The organism is Paraburkholderia sabiae (genome assembly GCF_030412785.1).
GTDB classification, from domain to species: domain Bacteria; phylum Pseudomonadota; class Gammaproteobacteria; order Burkholderiales; family Burkholderiaceae; genus Paraburkholderia; species Paraburkholderia sabiae.
On the sequence record NZ_CP125295.1, the window covers coordinates 5,684,221 to 5,706,661 of the forward strand.

General features: G+C 60.8%; 17 protein-coding genes. 5 read left to right on the top strand and 12 right to left on the bottom strand.

Annotated elements, in window-relative coordinates; all coding sequences use genetic code 11:
• Positions 1-3: 3 nt before the first annotated feature.
• Positions 4-846: a hypothetical protein gene (locus QEN71_RS25540; RefSeq protein ID WP_201651028.1), complete on the top strand. Its 843-nt coding sequence runs from the start codon at positions 4-6 to the stop codon at positions 844-846.
• Positions 847-979: 133 nt separating this feature from the next.
• Here the strand turns inward: QEN71_RS25540 and QEN71_RS25545 are convergent, their stop codons facing one another.
• The 5 genes from QEN71_RS25545 to QEN71_RS25565 form a co-directional block, all read right to left on the bottom strand.
• Positions 980-1,906, bottom strand: coding sequence for a hypothetical protein (locus QEN71_RS25545; RefSeq protein WP_201651027.1), 927 nt, complete (start codon positions 1,904-1,906; stop codon positions 980-982).
• A 516-nt stretch (positions 1,907-2,422) separates the two neighbouring features.
• Entirely contained in the window at positions 2,423-2,701 is a 279-nt protein-coding gene (locus QEN71_RS25550; protein ID WP_201651026.1) for a hypothetical protein, read from the bottom strand.
• 89 nt (positions 2,702-2,790) lie between these two features.
• Entirely contained in the window at positions 2,791-4,776 is a 1,986-nt protein-coding gene (locus QEN71_RS25555; protein ID WP_201651025.1) for an AAA family ATPase, read from the bottom strand.
• A gap of 2,068 nt (positions 4,777-6,844) precedes the next feature.
• Entirely contained in the window at positions 6,845-8,395 is a 1,551-nt protein-coding gene (locus tag QEN71_RS25560) for a methyl-accepting chemotaxis protein (protein WP_201651024.1), read from the bottom strand.
• Positions 8,396-8,533: 138 nt separating this feature from the next.
• On the bottom strand, positions 8,534-8,971 hold the full coding sequence (locus QEN71_RS25565; protein WP_201651023.1) for a hypothetical protein: 438 nt from the start codon (positions 8,969-8,971) through the stop codon (positions 8,534-8,536).
• A 137-nt stretch (positions 8,972-9,108) separates the two neighbouring features.
• Between QEN71_RS25565 and QEN71_RS25570 the strand changes: the two genes are divergently transcribed.
• Complete coding sequence (locus QEN71_RS25570) at positions 9,109-10,209, top strand: MraY family glycosyltransferase (RefSeq protein WP_201651022.1); 1,101 nt, start codon at positions 9,109-9,111, stop codon at positions 10,207-10,209.
• A 24-nt stretch (positions 10,210-10,233) separates the two neighbouring features.
• Here the strand turns inward: QEN71_RS25570 and QEN71_RS25575 are convergent, their stop codons facing one another.
• From QEN71_RS25575 to QEN71_RS25605, 7 genes are all read right to left on the bottom strand, one after another.
• On the bottom strand, positions 10,234-12,075 hold the full coding sequence (locus tag QEN71_RS25575; protein ID WP_201651021.1) for a glycosyltransferase 87 family protein: 1,842 nt from the start codon (positions 12,073-12,075) through the stop codon (positions 10,234-10,236).
• An 8-nt stretch (positions 12,076-12,083) separates the two neighbouring features.
• Entirely contained in the window at positions 12,084-12,479 is a 396-nt protein-coding gene (locus QEN71_RS25580; protein ID WP_201651020.1) for a GtrA family protein, read from the bottom strand.
• Positions 12,476-13,450: a glycosyltransferase family 2 protein gene (locus QEN71_RS25585; protein WP_201651019.1), complete on the bottom strand. Its 975-nt coding sequence runs from the start codon at positions 13,448-13,450 to the stop codon at positions 12,476-12,478. The genes QEN71_RS25580 and QEN71_RS25585 overlap by 4 nt, the downstream gene beginning before the upstream one ends.
• 178 nt (positions 13,451-13,628) lie before the next feature.
• The gene (locus tag QEN71_RS25590; protein ID WP_201651018.1) at positions 13,629-15,518 is read right to left on the bottom strand and encodes a polysaccharide biosynthesis protein; all 1,890 of its coding nucleotides are present in this window, start codon (positions 15,516-15,518) and stop codon (positions 13,629-13,631) included.
• 5 nt (positions 15,519-15,523) lie between these two features.
• Positions 15,524-16,552, bottom strand: coding sequence for an MraY family glycosyltransferase (locus QEN71_RS25595; RefSeq protein ID WP_201651017.1), 1,029 nt, complete (start codon positions 16,550-16,552; stop codon positions 15,524-15,526).
• Positions 16,553-16,559: 7 nt separating this feature from the next.
• On the bottom strand, positions 16,560-17,516 hold the full coding sequence (locus tag QEN71_RS25600; protein WP_201651016.1) for a UDP-glucose 4-epimerase family protein: 957 nt from the start codon (positions 17,514-17,516) through the stop codon (positions 16,560-16,562).
• Positions 17,513-18,358 (bottom strand): glycosyltransferase family 2 protein, encoded by an 846-nt coding sequence (locus QEN71_RS25605; protein ID WP_201651015.1) that lies wholly within the window; start codon positions 18,356-18,358, stop codon positions 17,513-17,515. The genes QEN71_RS25600 and QEN71_RS25605 overlap by 4 nt, the downstream gene beginning before the upstream one ends.
• A 558-nt stretch (positions 18,359-18,916) precedes the next feature.
• Here QEN71_RS25605 and QEN71_RS25610 point away from each other — a divergent pair.
• The 3 genes from QEN71_RS25610 to QEN71_RS25620 all read left to right on the top strand — a co-directional run bounded on the left by QEN71_RS25610 (position 18,917) and on the right by QEN71_RS25620 (position 22,412).
• Entirely contained in the window at positions 18,917-20,350 is a 1,434-nt protein-coding gene (locus QEN71_RS25610; RefSeq protein WP_201651014.1) for a mannose-1-phosphate guanylyltransferase/mannose-6-phosphate isomerase, read from the top strand.
• A gap of 151 nt (positions 20,351-20,501) precedes the next feature.
• Positions 20,502-20,960, top strand: a complete 459-nt coding sequence (locus QEN71_RS25615; protein ID WP_201651013.1) for a GtrA family protein — start codon at positions 20,502-20,504, stop codon at positions 20,958-20,960.
• 300 nt (positions 20,961-21,260) lie between these two features.
• Positions 21,261-22,412 (top strand): glycosyltransferase family 2 protein, encoded by a 1,152-nt coding sequence (locus QEN71_RS25620; protein ID WP_233471818.1) that lies wholly within the window; start codon positions 21,261-21,263, stop codon positions 22,410-22,412.
• The last annotated feature ends 29 nt before the right edge of the window (positions 22,413-22,441 follow it).

Genomic DNA, 22,441 nt, shown 5'->3' on the forward strand with positions numbered 1-22,441 from the left:
CTAATGAAAATCGAAACACGTGCAGTTACAGAAAACAAGCACCAAAGCCTGCCGGATTTGAAACAGACCCGTTCATCCGATGCTCCAGATGGCACCCGATCACTCTTGGTACGCTTCGACTCTGGCTCCGGAAAAAGCGCTGTTGCTTCGATGGTGCTCCATCAGTTCTGCCCGGGCACGATATATTCAGTACATGATCCAATCGTCAATCGTGGCACGGGCGCTTTTGGCGTACCAGCGGTGCATGTGAGTCCGGACATGCTGGCGTCGCTTGCTGTCACACTCCAACAGGATCCTGGTCATCTTCTCGTCGACGTCAGCACGTGTAGCGTCGTGGTCTTTATCGACTTCATTAGTCGCAACCCCGGCGTCCTTTCCCGGTTTGACCTTGTCGTGATCCCCGTCAAACCGCAATACCACTACGAGCGCTCAGCGATCGACACGGCGACATGGCTCCTTCGTCAGCAAGTAAATCCACAGATCATCCGCTTCGTGTTCAATCATCTCCTCGACGAGGATTGCGGCCGCATTGCCGCGCTTAAGCGTGACGCCGATCGATCAAAGCTGTTCCCGTTGATGACGCAGTTCCTGAACGAAACGCCCGCGCTTGGTCAACAGACGCACGATTGCCGTTTGCCAGAAACGTTCATGTTCGATTTGTGCTACCTCGGTGACGCGATGGACACCATGACGTCAACGTCGGCAGGACCCCACCATAAGCATTACCGACTGATCAGCGGCGAATCGGAAGTGGAACATCGCGAGCACTTTGCCCGGTTGGCGTACAGGGCGCTGGTTAGTGGACTTCCGCGGGAACACGCTTTTGCGGCTGCACGTTCGACCTGATTAACGCAAGCCCATTTAAGCAGGCCTCAGGTCGCGCGTGACATCCGCGTAAGCTATGGCTGCGCGTCGCAGCTTGTGTACGGACATCCGGGGGCAAGCAGAAAAGCGATGCGCAGCAAGCTAGAGTCTGGCCTCAGGTTCCGCGAAGTGCCTCGCGAACGTCTTCGAGACAAATGGTCGCACTTCCATCGGACCGTTCGCGACGCGCTGCCGCATCAATGATTCGCTGCAGTACCGCGTCGACTTCCGCAATGGTGCTGAGACACTCTCCCTGAATTGCCGTCACTGCATACTGGATCAGGTAACGCGAAACACACAATGCGTTTGATCCAGCCATCACCCGCAGTTGTACGCGTATATAAGAACCGAGGCTGTCAGGATCGGATAGCGCCATTCCGGCGGGTAACACCTGTGCGGGATCATTCGCGGCATCACCATGGCGCGCGAGCGGGAACGTCATGTGGGTGATGGCTGCAATATCCAACGTCCGTGCTTTGACTTCCAGGGCGACGACAGGCTTTTCCAGTACGGCCGTAGAATTCGGAGCATACGTAACCGGGACGGTATCTCCTGCCGGCTCCCTTTCATCTCCCGGGATTATTGGAGTTTGACTCGTAGTTTCCGACAATTCGACGCGTGGCGACGAATCCTCCTCACATCCGCCATACCGGTGGACCAATCCGGACCGCGCAATCTGCACACAGGAGCCTGAACGCTTCATGGCGATCTCCATTACCACCGCCGAGATCAGAACGAAAATAGACGCCAGAGACAGCCCATCGAATGGCAGTATCGTGTGCACGACAGCAATAGCTAGCGACGCCCGACCGACCCAGCGGCACAATCCCCAGCGACGAAAGGCGCTTCGTAGCAATAGCGCGACCGTTGCTCCGAGCAGAAGAAAGACGCCCCTTTCGCTCGAAGTCAAAACCCTCCCCGCCATGACATCGAACACGAATCTCTGCACCCAGTCGACAAATAGCATGGCGCCCAAAACCTGAGAGCAAATCAGGTCAACCGACAGAAAACGCCTCGACCACTTTCCAGCTTCCGATTTCATAACATTATCCTTGGTTTAACTAATTATTCGCGCCACCTTGTGATGACCGCAAAGACAGTGTCAGGCCCAACTTCGCTGACGCAAGGCGCTGGATTCCGGACGCCTGGACCTGCAAGTGAAAACCGAACGGGTCTGTATGAGGGGACGGGAGCTGCGAGTAACGGATGAGCAAGCTGGCGCCGGATCGCGGCCAGAAGGCTTGGTAAGGACGCTGGCCGGCTGGACAGAGGGACTGCACGCCGCTATCGGATCACGACACATCCAGCCAATTTACCCAGATGGCCGCCAACGGCCGCACATACAAATCTGATCCACGTCCCTCGGTGAGCCCGGGGGACAGGCGGCTCTACCTATCGTGATCAGGCGGCGGTGACGATCGTGTGCAAGAACGGATGCAAGGTGACAACACAATGCGTGTGTCATGCAGCGGAATCCTGTTCATGTTGCCAGCACCTTTGCACCTCGCCCGTTCGAGGGTGGCCGCCCGCTTAAGACACGGAATTGATGCAATGGAAATCACCGGGCGTCCGGGGGTCGCCGCTTGTACCTGCTATCCGATTGCTGTACGGCCCGCAACGCGGAAAGCGAGGCGACGATCATGAAGCCCGCCACAACCGTCAACTTCGTGTCGGACCACTGACCAAACCAGGATTCAAGAATCGAATCGATTCCCGCATCCCGCCAGAACATCGCTAACGTGACGATGAACGTGGCAAGCGCAAGCAGAACCAGAGCGATGGCGCGCACAAAGCGCATGATGCAGTTGATGTCGTCGTTATCACGCGAAGGCAGCATTAGGAATCGCCTTAAGGATCAGGAAGTACATGTGTCTGGTGTGCGCCTGATATCGGGGGCGCGGTCGGTGCATACGCTGCCCAATGCGCCTACTGCTGAAAAGTTCTGGCGGTGAAAACGCTTGCAGCCGCCGACTCGACGTCCGATGCACGGATTTCGTTGACACTCTCGCGAAGCGCACGTACGGCAGCCGCATCAACCGTTTTTTGCAGAACGGCGTTGGCGTCGGCAATCGACTTTCCGACGAGGAGCTCACTAAGACGCATCCGGGTTCCTGGCATGATCACATAGGTACCACCCGCCAGCCTCTTGAGCTGCGCACTGGCGTACTGCACCATCTCGTTCTCATCCGGGACATCAAACATGATCGTTTCCTCAAAGCGGCCACCCCTCAGGGCAGCCGGATCAATGTCGTTCAGGTAGTTGGTCGTAAGGATGTACACAATGTCTCGCACCCGCCCTTCTGCGCCGTCCAGTGTCGTCAGGATCTTGTTGGTCAGCGCAGAGACGTTAGAATGCGTCCGGGAACGCAGGATTACGTCCCCCTCATCAACGAGCGCGATCGTCGGTCTGATCTCGCGGGCCTGGCGCACCAGCGCGTCCCACGACTCAGGTCTTGCGATGATCTGTTCGCCTGTCGTTGACAGGAATGCGTAGCCGCTTTCCCTGGCCAGTGACATCGCTGCCTGGGTCTTGCCAGTGCCTGGCGGTCCCGCAAACACGAGGCCCGTCGGAACACGGCCACCAATCCTCTCGAGGCTGTGCACGTTCTTCATCCGGAAGGCGAGATCGCGCAGCATATCGCGCGAACGCCCGGGCATAATGATCTCGTCGATCGGTTTGACATCCTCCGGCAGTTTGCCTTTACGTCCTTGCAGGAGGCGCATGGCCTTCATCGCTGCGTCGTACGTGATCCGCCCTCGGGCCAATGATCCGTTGGCGCGCATATCTCTGAGCTGCGCGCCCAGCGCATCCAGGCGGCTCGCATTGAATCCCTCCCAACGCTGCGCAAGGGTCGTGAGCGTCTCGGCGTCAATGTAGTCTTGACCAAGCTCACGGCAGATGCTCCGGGCAAGGAGTGCTTTGCGCGCGGCAAAATCGGGAGGCGGCACCTCAATCTTGTAATCGAAACGCCCTTCACGGATTGCGGCCCTGTCGAGGCTGTCATCAATGAAATTGCTCGCCGCGACCAGTACGACCGACGTTCCACGCAACGCGACTATCTCGGTCAGCATCACGTTGGCAAGATCGTGGTCCATCGAGTGTGAGCGCCCAGAACTCCGGTCTTTCACGAACGAGTCCAACTCATCAATAAAAAGCAGAATCGGAGACTCACAACGTGCCAGATCAAACACAGCTTTAACTCTCTGGGGCGTATCGTTTATCCAGCGCGATGCGATATCCCCATAGGCAATCGAAATGTATCTGAGGCCAAGCTCTCCCGCGAGCGCTTCGGCAAACAATGTTTTTCCGTTGCCGGGGTCGCCAAAGAACAGTATTCCATTGCGGGGCGGGCGCCTCGACTGTCCCGATACCTTCCTGTCGGGCTGATCCTGAAGCGAGAGGATTTCCTTTGCTGCAGCGAGCACGCGATTCTTCGTGTCAGTCATCCCAACGATGTCGGCGAATCCGTACCTCGCACGGCTTACCAGGTGACTGTAGTCATAGTCCGGCTGCGAAGAATCTGCAGGAGCGTGCGGTTGCTGTAAGTCGGTCCGCGCAGGGTGCGTTTGCATCTGCCCGGGCAGCCGGGTCTGACGCTTACGCTCAAACTCCATCAGCAGCAACCCCGTGTACCAGATGACAACGGCGTATAAGCTGTACACGTTGAATGCAAGAAGCAGGCGTAACATGCCAACGCTCAGCACCCCAAAGGCGACCCGCGTCCAGATCCGCCGCCTTGCGTTCACCCAGACAATGCCGCACGCTGCGGCAACAGTACAGATCATGAATTTGAAGCCGTGCGCGCCGACCAGACGATAGTGCCCGGACAAGGAGGCAAGCAGCATCACCCCCCAGTAGAGCGGCAGACCCAGGCAAAAAGATCTTAACGAAAATACGACGAATTCGAGCATATCCTCTCTCCAACTTTTGTTTCGGATACCGATCTACGCTTAGCCGAGCGCCCGGAATCCTCATTCCGATTGTCGATCGCACTGTCGTGTACGCAAGTCCCTGGCGCTTTTACCGGTCCTGAGTGCTATTGGCAGAAGGCATCGCCGAACGCGCGTTGGCCTGGCTACGCGAGATCAAGCGAAGATCCACAATCGCACGCAGCTGTACCAACAGGATGTCTGCGTGTCAGAGCGATGGGACAAAATCCAATCGAGTGGTGGTCGCCCACCGCCGCACGATGCGATCTGAATGTTTGGGAGCAGAGAATGCATGTTGCGACGCATGCCCGCGGACACCGCCCCCCCTTGCCGGCGCTGCGAGAGAGTCGTCAACTGCCCCCCGCGAAACGCACCATGGCTCGCAGCCCCAGACCATGCGTCGCGCGTGTTGCCGATTTCCCGAAGCAACCTAGCGAAAGCAGACACTTCGCCGGACTGCCCCGCGTCGGACCCGCGGCTCGCGCACAGGCTCGTGACGCCGTATGTGCACGCGCCCATGTCTGCGTCTCACCTCTTCCCGAATAGCCAGACGTGCTTCGAGGCGCTTCCATGCGAGCGGCCGAGCGATGCGGTCACGTATGCGGCGCCTGAACTTCTCAAGCACCGCGAATGGAACATCGGCCGGAACCACGAGCTCCGCTCGTCCTTTGCTCAGGCTCACGACTTCCCTCTGGTTGGCGCCAAAGACGAATCGACGGATTTTCATTTGCATCCTTTAGTGAGTAAGTATTGGGAGCCGCCATATACAGCATCACAAGGCAATACCGCCTGACGTACGTTCACTACGGACTCCCGGATTCAAGCTTCGCATGGAACGCCGCACATGCAAGCCGCCGATCCGCCGCCAGTCCGTCGGAAATGTCGTCCTGTTGACTAGATGTTGCATGCTGACTCAAGCTGTTCGATCCGATCGGCTGCGAGAATTCTGGTCACCTTTTCGCGTCAGCGAGAATCTTCAGGCCCGTCTCGATCGCTGCCGCCCTCTTTAGCCGCGGCTCCCGGCATACTGCCGCGCCATGAACTTCGATGGGATCGCCACCGGGTCGATTGTCTTTGAGAGAAAGCTCGCAAGTTTTCCAGCACGCAATGATCGTTTTGTTATATTTCGAAATCAACGCGTAGTTGTACATACGATCCGGACGCGTCAAAAAACGAAATAGGCCGGTTGCCACAGATCTACCTCAACCGACCCACCGTGGTGTTCGAATTCGGTCAATGACTGGATGCCGACCACGCTCAAATCCGTTGACCATAATGCGCGTCTGCGAAGGTCGGGTCCTCAACTACGCGGATGAGCGTGACGAGTTGATTACTCTTGCAAGCCATATTGCGAACAGTTCAATGGCAGGTTTCTCGAAGTTTCCGCACTTCTCTTCGACTGGCGAGGTTTCCGATGAGTGACTCAGTTGTGCATACACTGACGGATAAGCCTTCCGCCTACCGGCAAAAGGATGTCGACGTGTACAGAATTTACTGCGCCGCAGTGGCGCAGGCTAACGATGCACGTAAGGAACTTGCACCGAATGGGCATGCGCAGCGTTCGGCTATGACATGTCGGTTACGCGAGCAATTGGAGCACGCTGCTTCTACGCAGTGAAAGCGCCCGATACCGTTCGATGCGGCCGAATTATCCGCGTGAGTGCGATCAGCTCGAAACCGGTTCTTCGACGCCCGTGCCGTTGAATTGTTTTGGTTCTCGGTACTTTTTTGTAATACTGGATTGATACCGTCTGATGCCGCACTTCCGACCTTGTTCGAAGAGCGTGCCAGATTCGAGTTGTTCCCGAGCGCAGGATAACCGCAAAGAACGTCGTTCAGCGGGCTGTGGAGGAATACGTTCGACGAAAAAGTATTCGCAGGTTTGATAGAGATTGGACGCGCTACGTCAACGGTTCGAACGAGGCGGAATCTAGCAAATCGACAATTCGAGAGTCACTGGTCGTATCACGCAGCGGAAGGGTCGGTTTCGCTAGCGAGAGAGCGGTACATTTTCGTTCACCTCGAAGCGCCGCTGCATTCAGATCCGATCCTATGCGTCGACCCGGAACACCGCCACCGCCTCGCGCAACACGACCGCCTGTGCTTCGAGCGTCTTTGCCGCAGCCGCAGCCTGTTCGACGAGCGCCGCGTTCTGCTGCGTCACCTCATCGATCTGGCCGATCGCCTTGTTGATCTGCTCGATGCCGTCGCTCTGCTCATGCGCGGCGCCTTCGATCTCGCCCATGATGCCCGTCACGCGCTGCACCGAGTTCATCGCTTCTTCCATCGTCTTGCGCGCATCGGCGACAAGCGACGCGCCTTGCGCCACCTGTGCCGTGGAATCGCCGATCAGCTCTCGGATCTCCTTCGCTGCTGCGCCCGAGCGCTGCGCGAGCGCGCGCACTTCCGATGCCACGACTGCAAAGCCGCGCCCCTGCTCGCCCGCGCGCGCCGCCTCGACGGCTGCGTTCAGCGCCAGGATGTTGGTCTGAAACGCAATGCCTTCGATGATGCCGATGATCTCGCCGACTTTGCGCGACGACGCGGTGATGCCGTCCATCGTCTCGGTCACGCGCGTCACCACCTCGCTGCCGCGCACCACTGTTTCCAGCGCGCCCTGCGCGAGACGGCTCGCGAGTTTCGCGTTGTCGGTGTTCTGCTTGACGGTCGCCGACAGCTCTTCCATGCTCGCCGCCGTCTCCTGCAGCGCGGCCGCCTGCTGCTCGGTGCGGCTCGACAGGTCCGCGTTGCCGGCCGCGATCTCGTTCGCGCCGATCGTGATCGACTGCGTGCTGCCGCGTACTTTCGACACCGTGTCGACGAGCCCGTCGCGCATCTGCGACAGCGCCTGCAACAGCTGACCCATCTCGTTGCGCGAACGCACCTTGACGGCCGTCGTCAGATCGCCGTCGGCCATACTGCGGAAATGGCGGATCGTCTGGTTCACCGGCTTCACCACAGCCGACGACAGCCCCGCGCGCGCCAACACGCCGACCACGACGGCAGCCGCGCCGATCGCGATGAACAGCGCCGTCGAAATCATGAAGCGCCGGCTCAGTTGCGCCGCGGCATGCTGCTGGTTCTCGGCCTGGGCGTGCTGAAGCGCGGCGATCGCTTTCGCGTAGACGCCGTAGAAGCGGTCGGCCGTTTCGCCCTGAATCGTGCGGAACGTGTTGAAGTCGTTATCGACGAGCGCCTTGTGTTCGGGTTCGATCGCCTGATTGACGAGCGCCGTGCGCGCGTCGGCTACGGTCTGCGCGAGCTTGCGCTCGTCGTCGCTGCCGAACGGGCCGGCCATGTACGTGCGGAAATCCTCGTTCGACGATTCGAGCACCTTGTGCGCGGCCGCGAGCAGTCCTTCCGTCTCCTTGCCGACGCTGAAGAGCGTCTCGTAGCTGCCAAGCGACAGCCGCACCTGCAGGAGCTTCTCGGAACTCGACGTCAGCGCGTTCATCGCCGCCGACGACTGCTGCACGTTCTCCAGACCGTCGTTGGTGAATTTCAGCGCCCCCCAGCCGACGCCGATCACGATCAGAAGAAATGTCGCAAAAATGCCGATGACGAGCGTCAGTCCTTGCCGGATAGTGATGTTGTTGAGCATGTGTGTCCGTCACGTGCAATCGGCCAGCCGGGATGGCTGCCCCATCGATGGCTAACGGCAACGCGTTGCGGACTCCGAATAGGGAGAATCCATGATGCAGCATGTGGGATGGTGCGGGGATCGCGTCGATCGTGCCCGTTATTTGCGGGCGAGACCCTTCGCGTGGACGGACTGCGGGTCGGCTCGCTGGATCCGCCAGAGCAGGGAGAAGGTCGTGCCGCTCACGGTCGGGTAACCATCCGCGTGGCAATTGTCGGATAAAGGATCGCAGGCGATGGTCAGTTTCTGGTTGTCGGCGAACCGGATCTGGATGACGGGATTGTCGAGCGTCCCGCTCTTCTGCACAGGCTCGATTTCGTAAGAACACGGCACCGTCTTTGCTGTCGCCCCCGTCCTGTCTCCCTTGATCAGAAGCCTGGCGGTCCGCGCGCTCGGCGCATCGAAGCGCAATTCAACGGTCTCGCCGCGGTCGGAGACGCCTGCCATCGAAAACGGTGCGCTGGGTTCGGCCGCAATCGACGACAGAGGCAGGGCGAATACCGCCGCGCCCAGATGGACAACAAGTGATGTTTTCATGTTCGAACAACGGATGGATGATGCAGCGCATTATGGACGCTAACGGCAGGGGGTGCCGCAGACGCGCATGTCAACCCGTCCGGGCACGCTGCGTTTCATTTGTATAATCCACCGTTTGCTTTCCGGCCCCGACCTTCATGCTCAGTTTCGCGCTCGGCTTCATCGTTTCACTACTGGTCACACTGGTGATCGTGCGGTACGCGCATCTGCATGAAACGTTTGCGGACACTGATCTCGCCGGCGTGCAGAAATTCCATGCGCGGCCTGTGCCGCGCATTGGCGGGACGGGGATTCTGATTGGGCTCGTGGTATCAGCGGTCCAGTTGTACGGCGCTTATCCTGCTGTGTCTGCGGGTATTCTTGGCGTCGTCGCATGCGGGATTCCGGCGTTCGCGTCGGGTCTGATCGAAGACCTCACGAAAAAAGTGTCGCCGCTCGCGCGCCTTATCTGCACGATGGTCGCCGCCGCCCTCGCCTATTTCGTGCTGGGCATCGCAGTCACGCGTATCAGCGTGCCGCCGCTCGATTTCCTGCTGTCCTATGCGGCCATTTCCTGCGCGGTGACGGTGCTCGCAGTCGCGGCGCTTGCCAATGCGATCAATATCATCGATGGTTTCAACGGGCTGGCATCGATGGTCGCGCTCATGATGTTCGCGTCGCTCGCCTACGTCGCATTCCAGGTGCACGACCCGATCGTGATGTCGGCGTCCTTCATCATGATGGGCGCGGTGATGGGCTTCTTCATCTGGAATTTCCCGGCGGGCCTGATCTTTCTCGGCGACGGCGGCGCCTACTTCATCGGCTTCATGCTCGGCGAACTATCGATCATGCTCGTGATGGGCAATCGCGACGTGTCGGCGTGGTATCCCGTGCTGCTGTTCATGTACCCGATCTTCGAGACCTGCTTCTCGATCTACCGGAAGAAGTTCATCCGCGGCATCTCGCCTGGCATTCCCGATGGCGTGCATCTGCACATGCTCGTCTACAAGCGGCTGATGCGCTGGGCTGTTGGCGCGCGTACGGCGCGGGAGTTGACCCGGCGCAATTCGCTGACGTCGCCGTATTTGTGGCTGTTGTGTCTGATTGCTGTCGTGCCGGCGACGCTGTTCTGGCGGCACACGCTGCATCTGTTCTGCTTCGTGATCGTGTTCGCGGCGACGTATGTGTGGCTCTATGTGAGCATCGTGCGGTTCAAGGTGCCAAGGTGGCTGGTGGTCCGTAGAAAACGCCACTCCTGAGCGATCCGCCTACCGGCGTGAGCTTTAACGCGGGCTGATGCGGCACCACTGCCAGGCGAGCACGCCCTTCCCAATCCCTGCCTCATACGGCGTGCACGAGTTCGCGTCGAAGGTGAATCCGGAGCGTTCGAACGCAGCAGCGGCGTCGGCGGCAAGCTGACGATTACGCGCGGCGAGATCGAACTGATCGTCTGCACGCAAGCCGAGGTGACATGCTTCCGAAGCGTCGCGCGGATCGGCAACCGCCGCGTGCAGATGCAGTTTCGACACCGCCCAGCGCAATGCATTGCAGCCGCGCTCCGAACGCGTGAAACCGACGGCAGCAACAAGGTTGTTCACATCGTTGACGTTGTCTTCGCGCCAGTTGTGCGCGCCGTCGATCAGCGCGAACGATGGACCACCGCGTTCGCGCGCGAGCGCGACGATTTTCGCGCGAAACGTATCGGTCGCCGGAAAGCTGCTGTCGATCTGGGTGAACGCCACTGTGTCGGGAAAGAGGCTCGCGATCCAGGCCCAGCCGGTCGTCGTGCTCTTGATCACGACCGTCGTACGCTCCGGCTGCACGAGAGGCGGAAGCTTCGCGTGATAGAGCGGATCGGCCCAGCCTTCGTGCCCCCATGTGCGAGCGCCGCCCGTCACGACGATGGCCGTCGCAGCAATCAGCAGCCACGCCGACGCGCGCCGCGCGATGTGCGCAGGCAGCAGCCGGTCGAGCAGCATCACGAGCACCAGCGGGGCCAGCACCTCAATCGGCACGATGTAGCGGTAGATGCTAAACAGCTTCATCCACAAGACAAAACTGAGCGCCACGAACAACAGCACGAGCCGTTGCTTCGGTTCTAATGCGACGCGTGACTTGCCCGCGAAACGCCCTGCGACGCGCGCAAAAGCCCACCACACGACGACCAGATAGAGGATCGGCCAGATCACCTGACGGATCGGTGTTTCCCCGACACGCTTTGAGTCCGCTGTGATGATGAACGGCCACAGCAGCGTTTCGACGAGATTGCGCGGCAGCCAGCGCACGTCGCCTTGCGCGGCTGCTGTCGTCAATGGGTTCGGAAAGAAGCGGCCGAACTGCGGATACAGCGGGTTGCCGTACTGCTGCCACAGATGCAGCATCCAGTAGCCCGTGGTCGCGGCCATGCCGAACAGGACGCCGACGCCGAACAGGAAAGCAATGCGTACTCGGACGGACAGCGTGGCCGGATAGCTCAGCAGACTCAGGCAAAGTGCGAGTGCAAACACGGCGTTGGTCAACTTGAGGCCCGTCGCGAAACCGATCAGCAGGCCGCTCGCCATCGCCACGCCGAACGCGCTGACCGTGCGCTCGCCAAGGCGCCGCCAGTTCGATAGCGCCACCAGCAGGCCGCAAAGCACGATGAGCGCCGTCGTGTCGTCGCCCATCGAATTGCCGAGTCCCGACAGGAAGTTTGCCGTGAGGCAGCCCGCTGCCGCGATCAGAACGGGCAGGCGGTAAGCGGTATCGCTGGATTCCGATGGCCACACACGGCGCGCGATCACGACGATCAGCACGAACGTCAACCCATGCAACGTGCCCAGCAGAAAACCGACGACGCGCGACGGCAGATGCGTGTTCAACAGATACAGAGCCGTGTCGAGCAGCGGATTGAAATACGTCTGCATGCCCGCAGGCGCGAAGTCGGTCTGCTGCTTGCCGTGCAGCCACGCGAACGCGTTGTACAGGTGATAGTTGTACAGATCCCAGTTCGCGTCAGCACCAAGCAGCAGCGAATACAGCCCGAACAGGAGTGGTACGGCCACGCACGCGACGATCATTGCGCGGCGCGAGCGCAGATCGATGAGGCGCGAGCGCACGACCGGCGACGTAGCTTGAGCTTGCATATCCGGCCTCACGATTTCGACCGGGCCTTGAAGACCCACAGCTTCGCGCTGACAAAGTTGACTGTCATGCCCGCGAGCGAGCCGATTGCCACGGCGATCAGTGGTAGCAGTGAGTTCTTCGTCAGCAGCAGGATCGCGGCGCTATACGCCGCGTAGTTGACGCCGCCGCCGCCTAGCATCGCGAACAGGTAATGCCACCACTCGGTCCATGCCGACTTGTTGCTACCCTGGACGAACGTGAAGCGGCGGTTGAACTGCCACGTCGACCAGACAGCCGCGACGAACGACACGGCGCGACCGACGAAATAGCCCGCGCCGAGCGCGAGCATCCCGTACAGCACACCTGCATCGACGATGAAGCCGATCACGCCAGCGATTGCGAAGCGCAGCAGTTCGCGTCTCATTTCACGGCCTTCGCTTCCACTACTGCGCGCTCGAGTTCAACATCCAGTGCGGGCACAGAAAGGTAAGCGAGACGCTTCACTTCGGCGCGGCCGTGGGTGACGGTATCGAGTATCACACCGCACACTAGGAACAGCGCCGCGAAGATCATCAGCGCGGCGCACAGCACCGCCGTTGGAAGACGTGGCACGAGGCCTGTTTCAAAGTATGTTTCGACCAGGGGCACGGCGAGCACGATCGACGCTAGCGCACTGACCACCGTGCCGATCGAGAAAAACGTGAGCGGCCGCTCGGCACGGAACAGCTTCACGATCATGCCGAGAATGCGAAAGCCGTCGCGATACGTGTTGAGCTTGCTGACAGAGCCTTCGGGCCGCGATTTGTACCGCGTCGCGAGTTCGGCAACGGGCATACGCAGTTCGAGCGCATGGACCGTCAATTCGGTCTCCGTTTCGAAGCCTTTCGAATGCGCGGGAAACGACTTTACATAGCGGCGCGAGAACACACGATAGCCCGACAGCATGTCGGTGAACGTACGGCCGAAGATCGACGCGACGAACCGCGTGAGGATCACGTTGCCGAAGCGATGGCCGAGACGATACGCTTCCTGCTCGTCCGTATGACGGGTCGCCACGACCATATCGAGCGCGTCTTCGATGAGACGCTCGATCATCTGCGGAGCGGCGTTTGCATCGTACGTGTCGTCGCCATCGACGAGCACGTACGCGTCCGCGTCGATATCTGCAAACATCCGCCGGATCACGTTGCCCTTGCCCTGATACGCGACCTGACGGACCACGGCGCCGGCTGCGCGCGCTACCTCGCTTGTGTTATCGGTCGAGTTGTTGTCGAACACATAGATGCGGGCGTTTGGCAGTACCGCCCGGAAATCACGCACGACCGAGCGCACGGTTGCGGCTTCGTTGTAGCAAGGAATCAGGACAGCTAGACGAAGTGACTCGGGAAAGGACATCGGCGACGGGGAAGAGAATAGTATGGTTGTCGGCGCGGGTGACAGCCGCGCACGCAGAGCGTGGCCATTTTATCGCACGCATATCGTGGCGCCTGATTGTTCGTGACGCGTCGTTGCAAATCCAGGGCAAAGCACCACGAACAACGAACATGAGAAAGGCGCCTCGGCGCCCTTTTCTTCACATCGAGGCCCGCTTGTCCGGAGACGGCGACACGCTGCGAAGCGGCGGAGAAGTCAGCATCGGCTGATATTCGGCGACCCAGCGGCGCAGATCGCGGCGCACTTCGTCGTCCGTCAGCACGCGATGCTGCATCAGCCATGGCAACAGTTCGTCGAGCAGATTGTCCGGCACGCCGCGTGCCTGCGCCGTCCGCAGCTTCGGATGCGGCGTGCGCGTCGTCGTTTCCTCATCGGCGAGCAGTTCTTCGTACAGTTTCTCGCCAGGCCGCAGCCCCGTGAATTCGATGCGGATCTGCTCTTCCGTAAAGCCGTACAGGCGGATCAGGTCGCGTGCGAGATCGACAATTTTCATCGGCTCGCCCATGTCGAGGATGAAGATCTCGCCGCCGTGACCCATGCTCGACGCCTGCAGCACGAGTTGCGAGGCCTCAGGTATCGTCATGAAGAAGCGCGTAATTTCCGGATGGGTGACGGTGACGGGGCCGCCCTTCGCGATCTGCTGCTGGAACTTGGGGATCACGCTGCCCGCACTGCCAAGCACGTTGCCGAAGCGCACCGTCTCAAACTGCGTGCGCTTGCTGGCCTGCTGCAGCGCCTGACAGGCCATTTCCGCGAGGCGCTTGCTTGCGCCCATCACGTTGGTCGGGTTGACGGCCTTGTCGGTCGAAATCAGCACGAAGCGCTTCACGTCGTGGCGAATTGCCGCGCGCGCCACGCGATAGGTGCCGAGCACGTTGTTGCGCACGGCCTGCCACGCGTTCTGCTCTTCCATCAGCGGCACATGCTTGTAGGCGGCCGCATGATAGACGATGTGAGGCGTGAAGCGTGCCATCACCTGGTCGAGAAGCAGCGAGTCTTTCGCGTCACCGATTACAGGGATGATCGACAGGCCGGGGAAGCGTTCGTGCAGTTCTTCGACGAGCCGATACATCGCGTATTCGGAGATATCGAAGGCGATCAATTGCGCCGGCTGGAAGCGCAGAATCTGACGGCACAGTTCCGAACCGATCGAGCCACCCGCCCCGGTCACCATGACAACGCGCGCGTGCAGCAGCGCCTCGACGTGCGGCGTGTCGATATGCACGGGCTCACGACCAAGCAGATCTTCGAGGTCGATATGGCGCACGCGGGACAGCGAGGCCTGGCCTTCCGTCATATCCGCGAGCGCAGGCAAAACCATCGCGCGCACGCCCGCGCGCAAGCACAGCGTCGCCGCGCGGCGCTGCTGTTCGACGGGTGCGGACGGTATCGCGATGATCGCGTATTCGGTCTTCATCGCCTCGGCAATCTCGGGCAGCTTGCCGATCGGACCGAGCACCTTGTAGCCGTAAATCTCCCGGCCTTGCTTCGAGACATCGTCGTCGAGCAGGCCGATCAGGCGCCATTCGCTCGAACGCGACAACTCGCGCGCGAGCATGGCGCCCGCCGTGCCCGCGCCGATTACGACGACAGGCTTGCCCTGCGCAACGAGGCCGCCGTACAGATAGAACTCTTTCGCCGCGCGGTACAGCGCGCGCGAGCCGCCCATCGCGAGGAACAGTAGCAGCGGCGAAACGAGCAGCACGGAACGCGGAACTATCGGCACGGGCTGGATCATCACGGCGAGAATCATCGACAGCAACGCGCCCGTCGCGACCGCTTTCGAGATACGCATCAGGTCCGGCAGGCTTGCGAACACCCACATGCCGCGGTACAGGCCGAAGATGCGGAACATCACACCGTAGACGGGGAGCACCCAGATGAGCGCGTGTAGCGCGCCGTCGCGGAAATCGACAGGCACGGCGCCGTTAAAGCGGATCACGTAGGCGACGAGCCACGTGCCCGCGACGGCGGCCAGGTCGAAAAGGAAAGCGCTGAAGGATAGCCAGCTGGCTTTGGATCTGAGCATCAGCGTCATACCTTAGATTGTCTGGACAGTGTGGATTGGAAACGGCGCCAACGCAGATCGACGATGCTTCCGACGACAACCAGAACGCCAGCCCATCCCACGACGATGCCCCACTGAGTCGCGGCAGAACGGCCGAGTGCGAATAAAGCAAGGGCTATGCCGATGATCATCATCGCATACCACGCCCATGCGGTGCCTGCATGGCCGACGCCGGAACGCACCATGCGTTGATAGTAGTGCTCACGGTGCGCTTGCCAAAATTTTTCGCCGCGCGCGAGCCGACGTGCGAGCGTCACCGACGCATCGCCGATGAACGGCGCGAACACGAGTGCCGGGAACCACACGGGCCACGCGCCGCCGCGCCAGCCCCAGTAGCCGAGGGCACCCGCGAGATAGCCGAGAGAAATCGAGCCCGCGTCGCCAAGAAAAATCCGTGCCGGGTGGAAATTGAAGAACAGGAAGCCGAGCGCGGCGGCCGCTATCGCCAGCGACGCCAGCGCCAGTTCCGGCATGGGATGCCCGGAAAGCAGCGCTGCCGCCGCGTAGCCCCCAAAGCCGAACAGCGCCATGCCCCCAGCGAGACCGTCAGCGCCATCCATGAAATTGTAGAGATTGACCAGCCAGACCATCAAAAATGCCAGTGCCACCAGCACCCACCACTGCGCGGCGGCGGGAAACATCGCGACGAACGCGATCACGGCGATCAGATGCGCAGCGAAGCGCACGCGCGCGGGCAAGCCACGGCGATCGTCGATCTGCGAGACAGCGGCGAGGAACGCCGTCGCCAGCGCGACGAACCACAGCGACGGCGCGACGAGCAGCATTGCCACGACAGTGACGGGCACGATGCCCCAGCCGCCGACGCGCGGCGTCGGCCGCACGTGGAGCGAGCGGTCATTGGGGATGTCGGTCGCGAGGCGCCATGCGAGACCCGTCTTGAGCAACAGGTACTGGATCGCTGCGCAGGCGCAGACGGCCACGCCGGCGACGAGGGGAAGAGTCCACGGAGACATCAGTGAATCTTGCATCTGCATGAACGGGTCAGTGAGTCGAACGATACCAGTCGGCGGTTGCCGACAGGCCTTCGTCGGTTGAATACGGCGGTTGCCAGCCGAGCATGTCGCGAATATGCGATGTATCGACCTGCAGACCGCCGATCAGACGATCGACCTGCGCGGAGCGGCCCGTCAATCGCCCCGCCGCGCGCAGCCAGCTGGCCGGCACGGGCAGCAGCCGCGCCGGCTTGCCGAGATGCCGCGCGAGCGCGCGCACCAGTTCCGCGACGGTCGGTGCGGTACTGTCCGCGACGTGAAAGCACTGGCGGACCGCGCGCGGATCGGTCGCGCAATGCGCCAGCGCGTCGGCCAGGTTGCCGACGTAGATCATGCTGCGCCGCGCATCGGCGCCACCAAGCGGCAGCGGCACACCGCGCCAGACGGCGTCCATCAGTCGCAGGAAGTTAGCGCGCACTTGCGGTCCGTAGACGAGCGGCGGGCGCGCAATGACGATCTCCAGTCCCGTCGCGTCGCCGAGCCGGATGAGGCCTTCTTCGGCGGCACGCTTCGAGCGACCATACGCGTCGTCGATGCGCGGCGCATCGTATTCCCGCAAGGGCCTGCCATTGTCGGTTTCCGCGACCGCCTTGATGCTGCTGACGAACAGGAAACGCGGCACCCCATGCTGCTGCGCGACTGCGGCGAGCCGCAACGTGCCGTCCACATTGGTCGCGCGGAACGCGGCATCCGGGTCTGCGGCCGTGTCGTGCATCACATGCACGCGCGCAGCCAGATGCACGATGCAGTCGGCTGCCAGGCCGGCGGGCCAGGTTTCGGCGATGCCGTTGTAGTCCGTGCTCGAGTCGATCCACTCCGTCACGCCGTCGACGCATCCGCCCGAACGCCGCACGAGTCCCGTCACGCGATGACCTGCGTCGAGCAGCGCGCGACACAACGCGCGTCCGACGAACCCGTTCGCTCCGCTCACGACTACATGACTCATAGCCACTTCCAGCCGAAACGGTTGAAGAACCGGAACGCCGACGCGACGAACATCCGGATGTGTGCGGAGCCCTTCCGCGCCGCGCCGCCGCCGTGATGAAGCACGCGCATCGCGGGCAGATAGGCGATCCGGGCGACTTCATGCGTGCGCAGGCTCAGGTCGTAATCCTCGAAATAAAGGAAATAGCGAGGGTCGAAGCCCGCGAGCTGCTTCAGCACGTTCGTTCGATACAGCATGAAGCAGCCGCTGACGATGGGCGGATCCCATACGATGTCGCGGTCGTTGATGACGTCGCGCATTTCGTAGCGCGCGAGGCGCCGCGTGAAGAAGCGGCGCACGCGTGCAGGCAGGAAGCCGCGGACGAACAGGTCGAGCAGCGTCGGGTAGCGGCGGCACAGATACTGAATGCTGCCGTCTTCGTCGCCGATGCGCGGCGTCAGCAGGCCGACGTCCGGATGGCTTTCGAAGAAATCGACCGCGCGCACCAAGGCGTTCCGGTCAAGATCGATGTCCGGGTTGAGAACGAGGTGATAGTAATAGGTGGCGCCCTCGATGGCCAGATTATGGCCGCGGCCATAGCCTACGTTGCCGTGTCCCGCAATGATCGAGCACGTCGCGCCGCGCGCGCGCAGATCGTCGACGGACGCCGTCGTATCGGGCGATCCGCCGTTATCGACAAGACTGACGTGCAGTTTGAAGGCCGGATGGGCCTCTTTTAGTTCATCGTATGCGGCAGCGAGACTTCTCAGTGTCTGTGCGAGCTGCTGCGGGTCCGTACGATATACGACCAGGGACACGGAGAGACCCTCGTTCTCATTGCCCGACTCACGCGTAGTGTTCATGTGGTTAAAGCGGCGTGTCTGGTGGGCGACACTGTATTTTTGGTAGGGGCAAATCGGAGTCGCAAGTTTGCGGAAAATGCGTGGATTCGGCAACCCGATTTTCGCTTTGTTACCGTAAAGGAACAGTAATTAACGAGACAAGGCGAATCGAAGGCGTATCAATATTTCCGCATTCTTTCCACCAGACGCTTTCGCTTGCTGAATAAGGAACGACGAAGTAAAGTCGCGTGCATTTTGTAGACGCGCATCGGCGGACGGCGAGCGCACCGGCAGCATGGGCACGAATCCGGCCTGTAATGGGCGGGCGACTCTCAATATTGCGGCATATGATGCGATTACACGCTGCATGAGCGGCCTTGGAGACGTTTCCCCCTCGAGCGCGGAGAGTTGGAAAATATTATCCCGCTCATCGCGCCCCTCGCAGCACGATATGGCGGGCTTGGAGCGCGAGATGTCGATCGACGGAATGCGCTCGCCGCGCCCACGAATCCGCGTCGGGACGGCGTTTCCCGTGCTGCATCGAGCGCGGTCCAGAACACTATTGCTTTAAGGCTTCTCATGGCGAACCTACCCATCGTGCCCGTCATCCTCGCTGGCGGCTCCGGAACCCGGTTGTGGCCCCTTTCCCGAGCGCTATTCCCGAAGCAGTTCCTGCCGCTCACGGGCGAACGCACCATGCTGCAGGAAACGCTGAACCGGCTGGAAGGTATCGAGGGCCTGTGCAGCCCACTGGTCGTGTGTCACGACGACCATCGGTTCATCGTGGCCGAGCAGCTGCGCCAGCACCATTCGCTCGATGCAACCATTATCCTCGAGCCCATTAGCCGCAACACCGCCCCCGCCATCGCCGTCTCGGCGCTCCGGGCGCTGCGCAACGATACCGACCCGCTTCTGCTGGTTCTCGCCGCCGACCACGTGATCCGCGATGTCGGGGTGTTCCATCGAGCCGTCGCGGCGGCCGCCCAGGTCGCCGAAACGGGCGCGATGGCGACGTTCGGCATCAAACCCGTCGCGCCGGAAACGGGCTACGGCTACCTGCGCGCGGTGCCCGGAGAGCAAGGCCAGGTGATGCGACTTGCGACGTTCGTCGAAAAACCCGATCTGGATACCGCACGCGCCTACCTGGCGTCCGGCGAGTATTTCTGGAATAGCGGCATGTTCCTGTTTCGGGCATCGGTTTATCTCGAAGAACTCGAGAAGTTCGCCCCGGACATGCTGGCGGCCTGCCGCGCTTCGCTCGACGCCGCCAAGGACGACCTGGACTTCGTGCGCCTGGACAAGGAAGCGTTCGCCCGGTCGCCGGAAGACTCTGTCGACTACGCCGTCATGGAGAAAACCGACAAAGCAATGATCGTCTCGCTCGATGCGGGCTGGAGCGATGTCGGTTCGTGGTCTGCGCTGTGGGACGTGGCCGAGAAGGATGGCGAAGGCAACGTGACCAAGGGCGACGTGATTGGCTTCGGCAATGAAAACTGCTTCCTGCAATCGTCGGGCGGCCGCCTGGTGGCAGCTGTCGGACTGGAGGATCTGATCGTTGTCGACACGGACGACGCGGTTCTGATTGCGAACAAAAAGGACGTCCAGCACGTCAAGAAAATCGTCGAGAAACTGAAGGCCGAACAGCGATCGGAAGCCGTTCAGCACCGCCTGGTCTACCGTCCGTGGGGAAGCTACGATTCGATCGACAAAGGCGCGCGCTATCAGGTCAAACGCATCACCGTGAACCCCGGCGCCAAGCTCTCCGTGCAGATGCACCATCATAGGGCAGAGCATTGGGTGGTTGTTTCGGGCACCGCCCGTGTTCAGAACGGCGAGCACGAAACGCTGCTGACCGAAAACGAGTCGGTTTATATTCCGGTGGGGAACGTCCATGCGCTGGAAAATCCAGGAAAAATCCCACTGGAATTGATCGAGGTCCAATCCGGCGCTTATCTCGGCGAAGACGACATCGTGCGCTTCGACGACCGCTACGGTAGACACGAAAGGAATTAAAGGTCAAGCCCCCGGCGCGTGCGCCTCACCGCGCTCGTCGCCGGGTGCCCGTTCATGTACCATACGGCACTTGGCAGTCTTGCGACCGAAAGGACAGCACTCCTCGCGCAAACGGTGTGGGCCGTCGATATCCCACTTAGGCAACCAGCATATGACCCGCTTCTTTTCGATCGCCTTTATTAGGGAAATTTTTGCATTCGGTGTCGTCGGTACAATCGGCTTTGTCGTCGACACCAGTGTCCTTTATCTGACGAAAGGCCATTTCGGCCTCTTCTACGGCCGGGCGACCTCTTTCGTCTGCGCTGCATTCACGACCTGGCTCATCAACCGGGCGTGGACTTTCAAGAACAAGCGTTCGTCGCTCGACGCGAAATCCGAATTCGCAGTTTATTTCCTTCTCATGCTGATGGGGGGCGCCGTCAATTATTCGGCCTACTATTTCGTTGTATCGAAATACCCCGTTGCGGCGTCACATCCGATCATCGGCGTCGCCGTAGGCAGTATCGCCGGCATGTTCGTCAACCTCATGAGCTCTCGCATGATCCTGTTCAAACACCGGGACCGGTCGGTCGAGACCGCCGATGTGCCGCTTCATGCCGAAATTGGTTGATCGCCAGAAGTCGGCCGGCCGTCATTTGGCCACCGCGTCGACTCTTCGCTAAATTACGACTGCGCTGCCGTGCACGCGTGCGGTCGCGCCGTCATGCGCATTGCCACCTGGAGCGGCTTTGCGTATTCATTCAGAAGAATGACTCGCCATTTATTAAAAACTGGAGCCAGCTGCCAAGGCTTGCGTGACCCGTATCCTGCGAATCCGGCCATACGCCGGCGCTGAATCGAGAACAGGAACACCCCGCGGGACAGCCGACCGCCAGCACTTCAATCGCTCCTTTTACGAAATTTAATGATAGTGTTCAAGGAATCGCCCTTCATGCATTCCACGCATCCGCAACAATCGATCGCGCCGGTCAACGCTTCAATCGCACCCGAGCTGTCGATCATCGTCCCGACCTATAACGAAAAGGCCAATGTCGGTGAACTCGTTCGCCGGTTAGACCGCGTTCTCGCAGATATCCGCTGGGAAGTCATCTTTGTCGACGACAACAGCCCGGACAAGACGTTCGAAACGGTCAAGCAGCTCGCCCACGGCGACGCACGGGTTCGCTGCATTCACCGCATCGGACGCCGAGGTTTGTCGGGCGCCTGTATCGAGGGCATTCTGTCGAGCGCGGCGCCAACGGTCGCCGTGATGGATGCCGACCTGCAGCACGACGAGTCGATCCTGCCGAAGATGTACCAGGCGATCAGGGACGGTGCAGATCTCGTGATCGGCACCCGCTATGCGGGCGAAGAAGCATCCAGCCAGGGCCTTTCGCCAATCAGGCAATGGGGCTCCAACCAGGCTACCAATCTGGCGCGCAAATTCCTGCGCATCGACGTGAGCGACCCGATGAGCGGCTTCTTCATGATTCCACGCGCTCGCGTCGACGCCATCGCCGGCAAACTGTCCGACGAAGGCTTCAAGATCCTGCTCGACATCATCGCGTCCACGCCGACGCATCTGAAGACGGTCGAAGTCCCCTATCACTTCCGGCAGCGCGTTGCGGGCGAGTCCAAGCTCGACACGCTGGTGACCGCCGAATATCTGGGGCTGCTATTCTCCAAGCTGTCGGGCGGGTTCCTGCCGATCCGCTTCCTGATGTTCCTGATCGTCGGCGCCACGGGGATCGCGGTGCACCTCGCCGTGCTGCAGGTCGCCCTGCACGCGTTCGGACTGCCCTTCCCGTCCGCCCAGTTGACGGCTACGCTGGTCGCGATGGCCTGGAACTTCGTGCTGAACAACCAGCTCACCTACCGCGATCGACGGCTGAAGGGCATAAAATTCGTGATTGGCATGGCGACGTTCTATCTGGTGTGCAGCCTCGGCACCTTTGCGAATGTCGGGGCGGCCAGCTGGCTCGTCCAGTTCGAGCCTAACCAGATTCTTGCGGGCCTCGCCGGTGCGATCCTCGGTGCTGTCTTCAACTATGCGGCGTCGTCTGTTCTCACGTGGCACAAGTAAGCGCGCGAGCCCGGACCACCTATAGCATC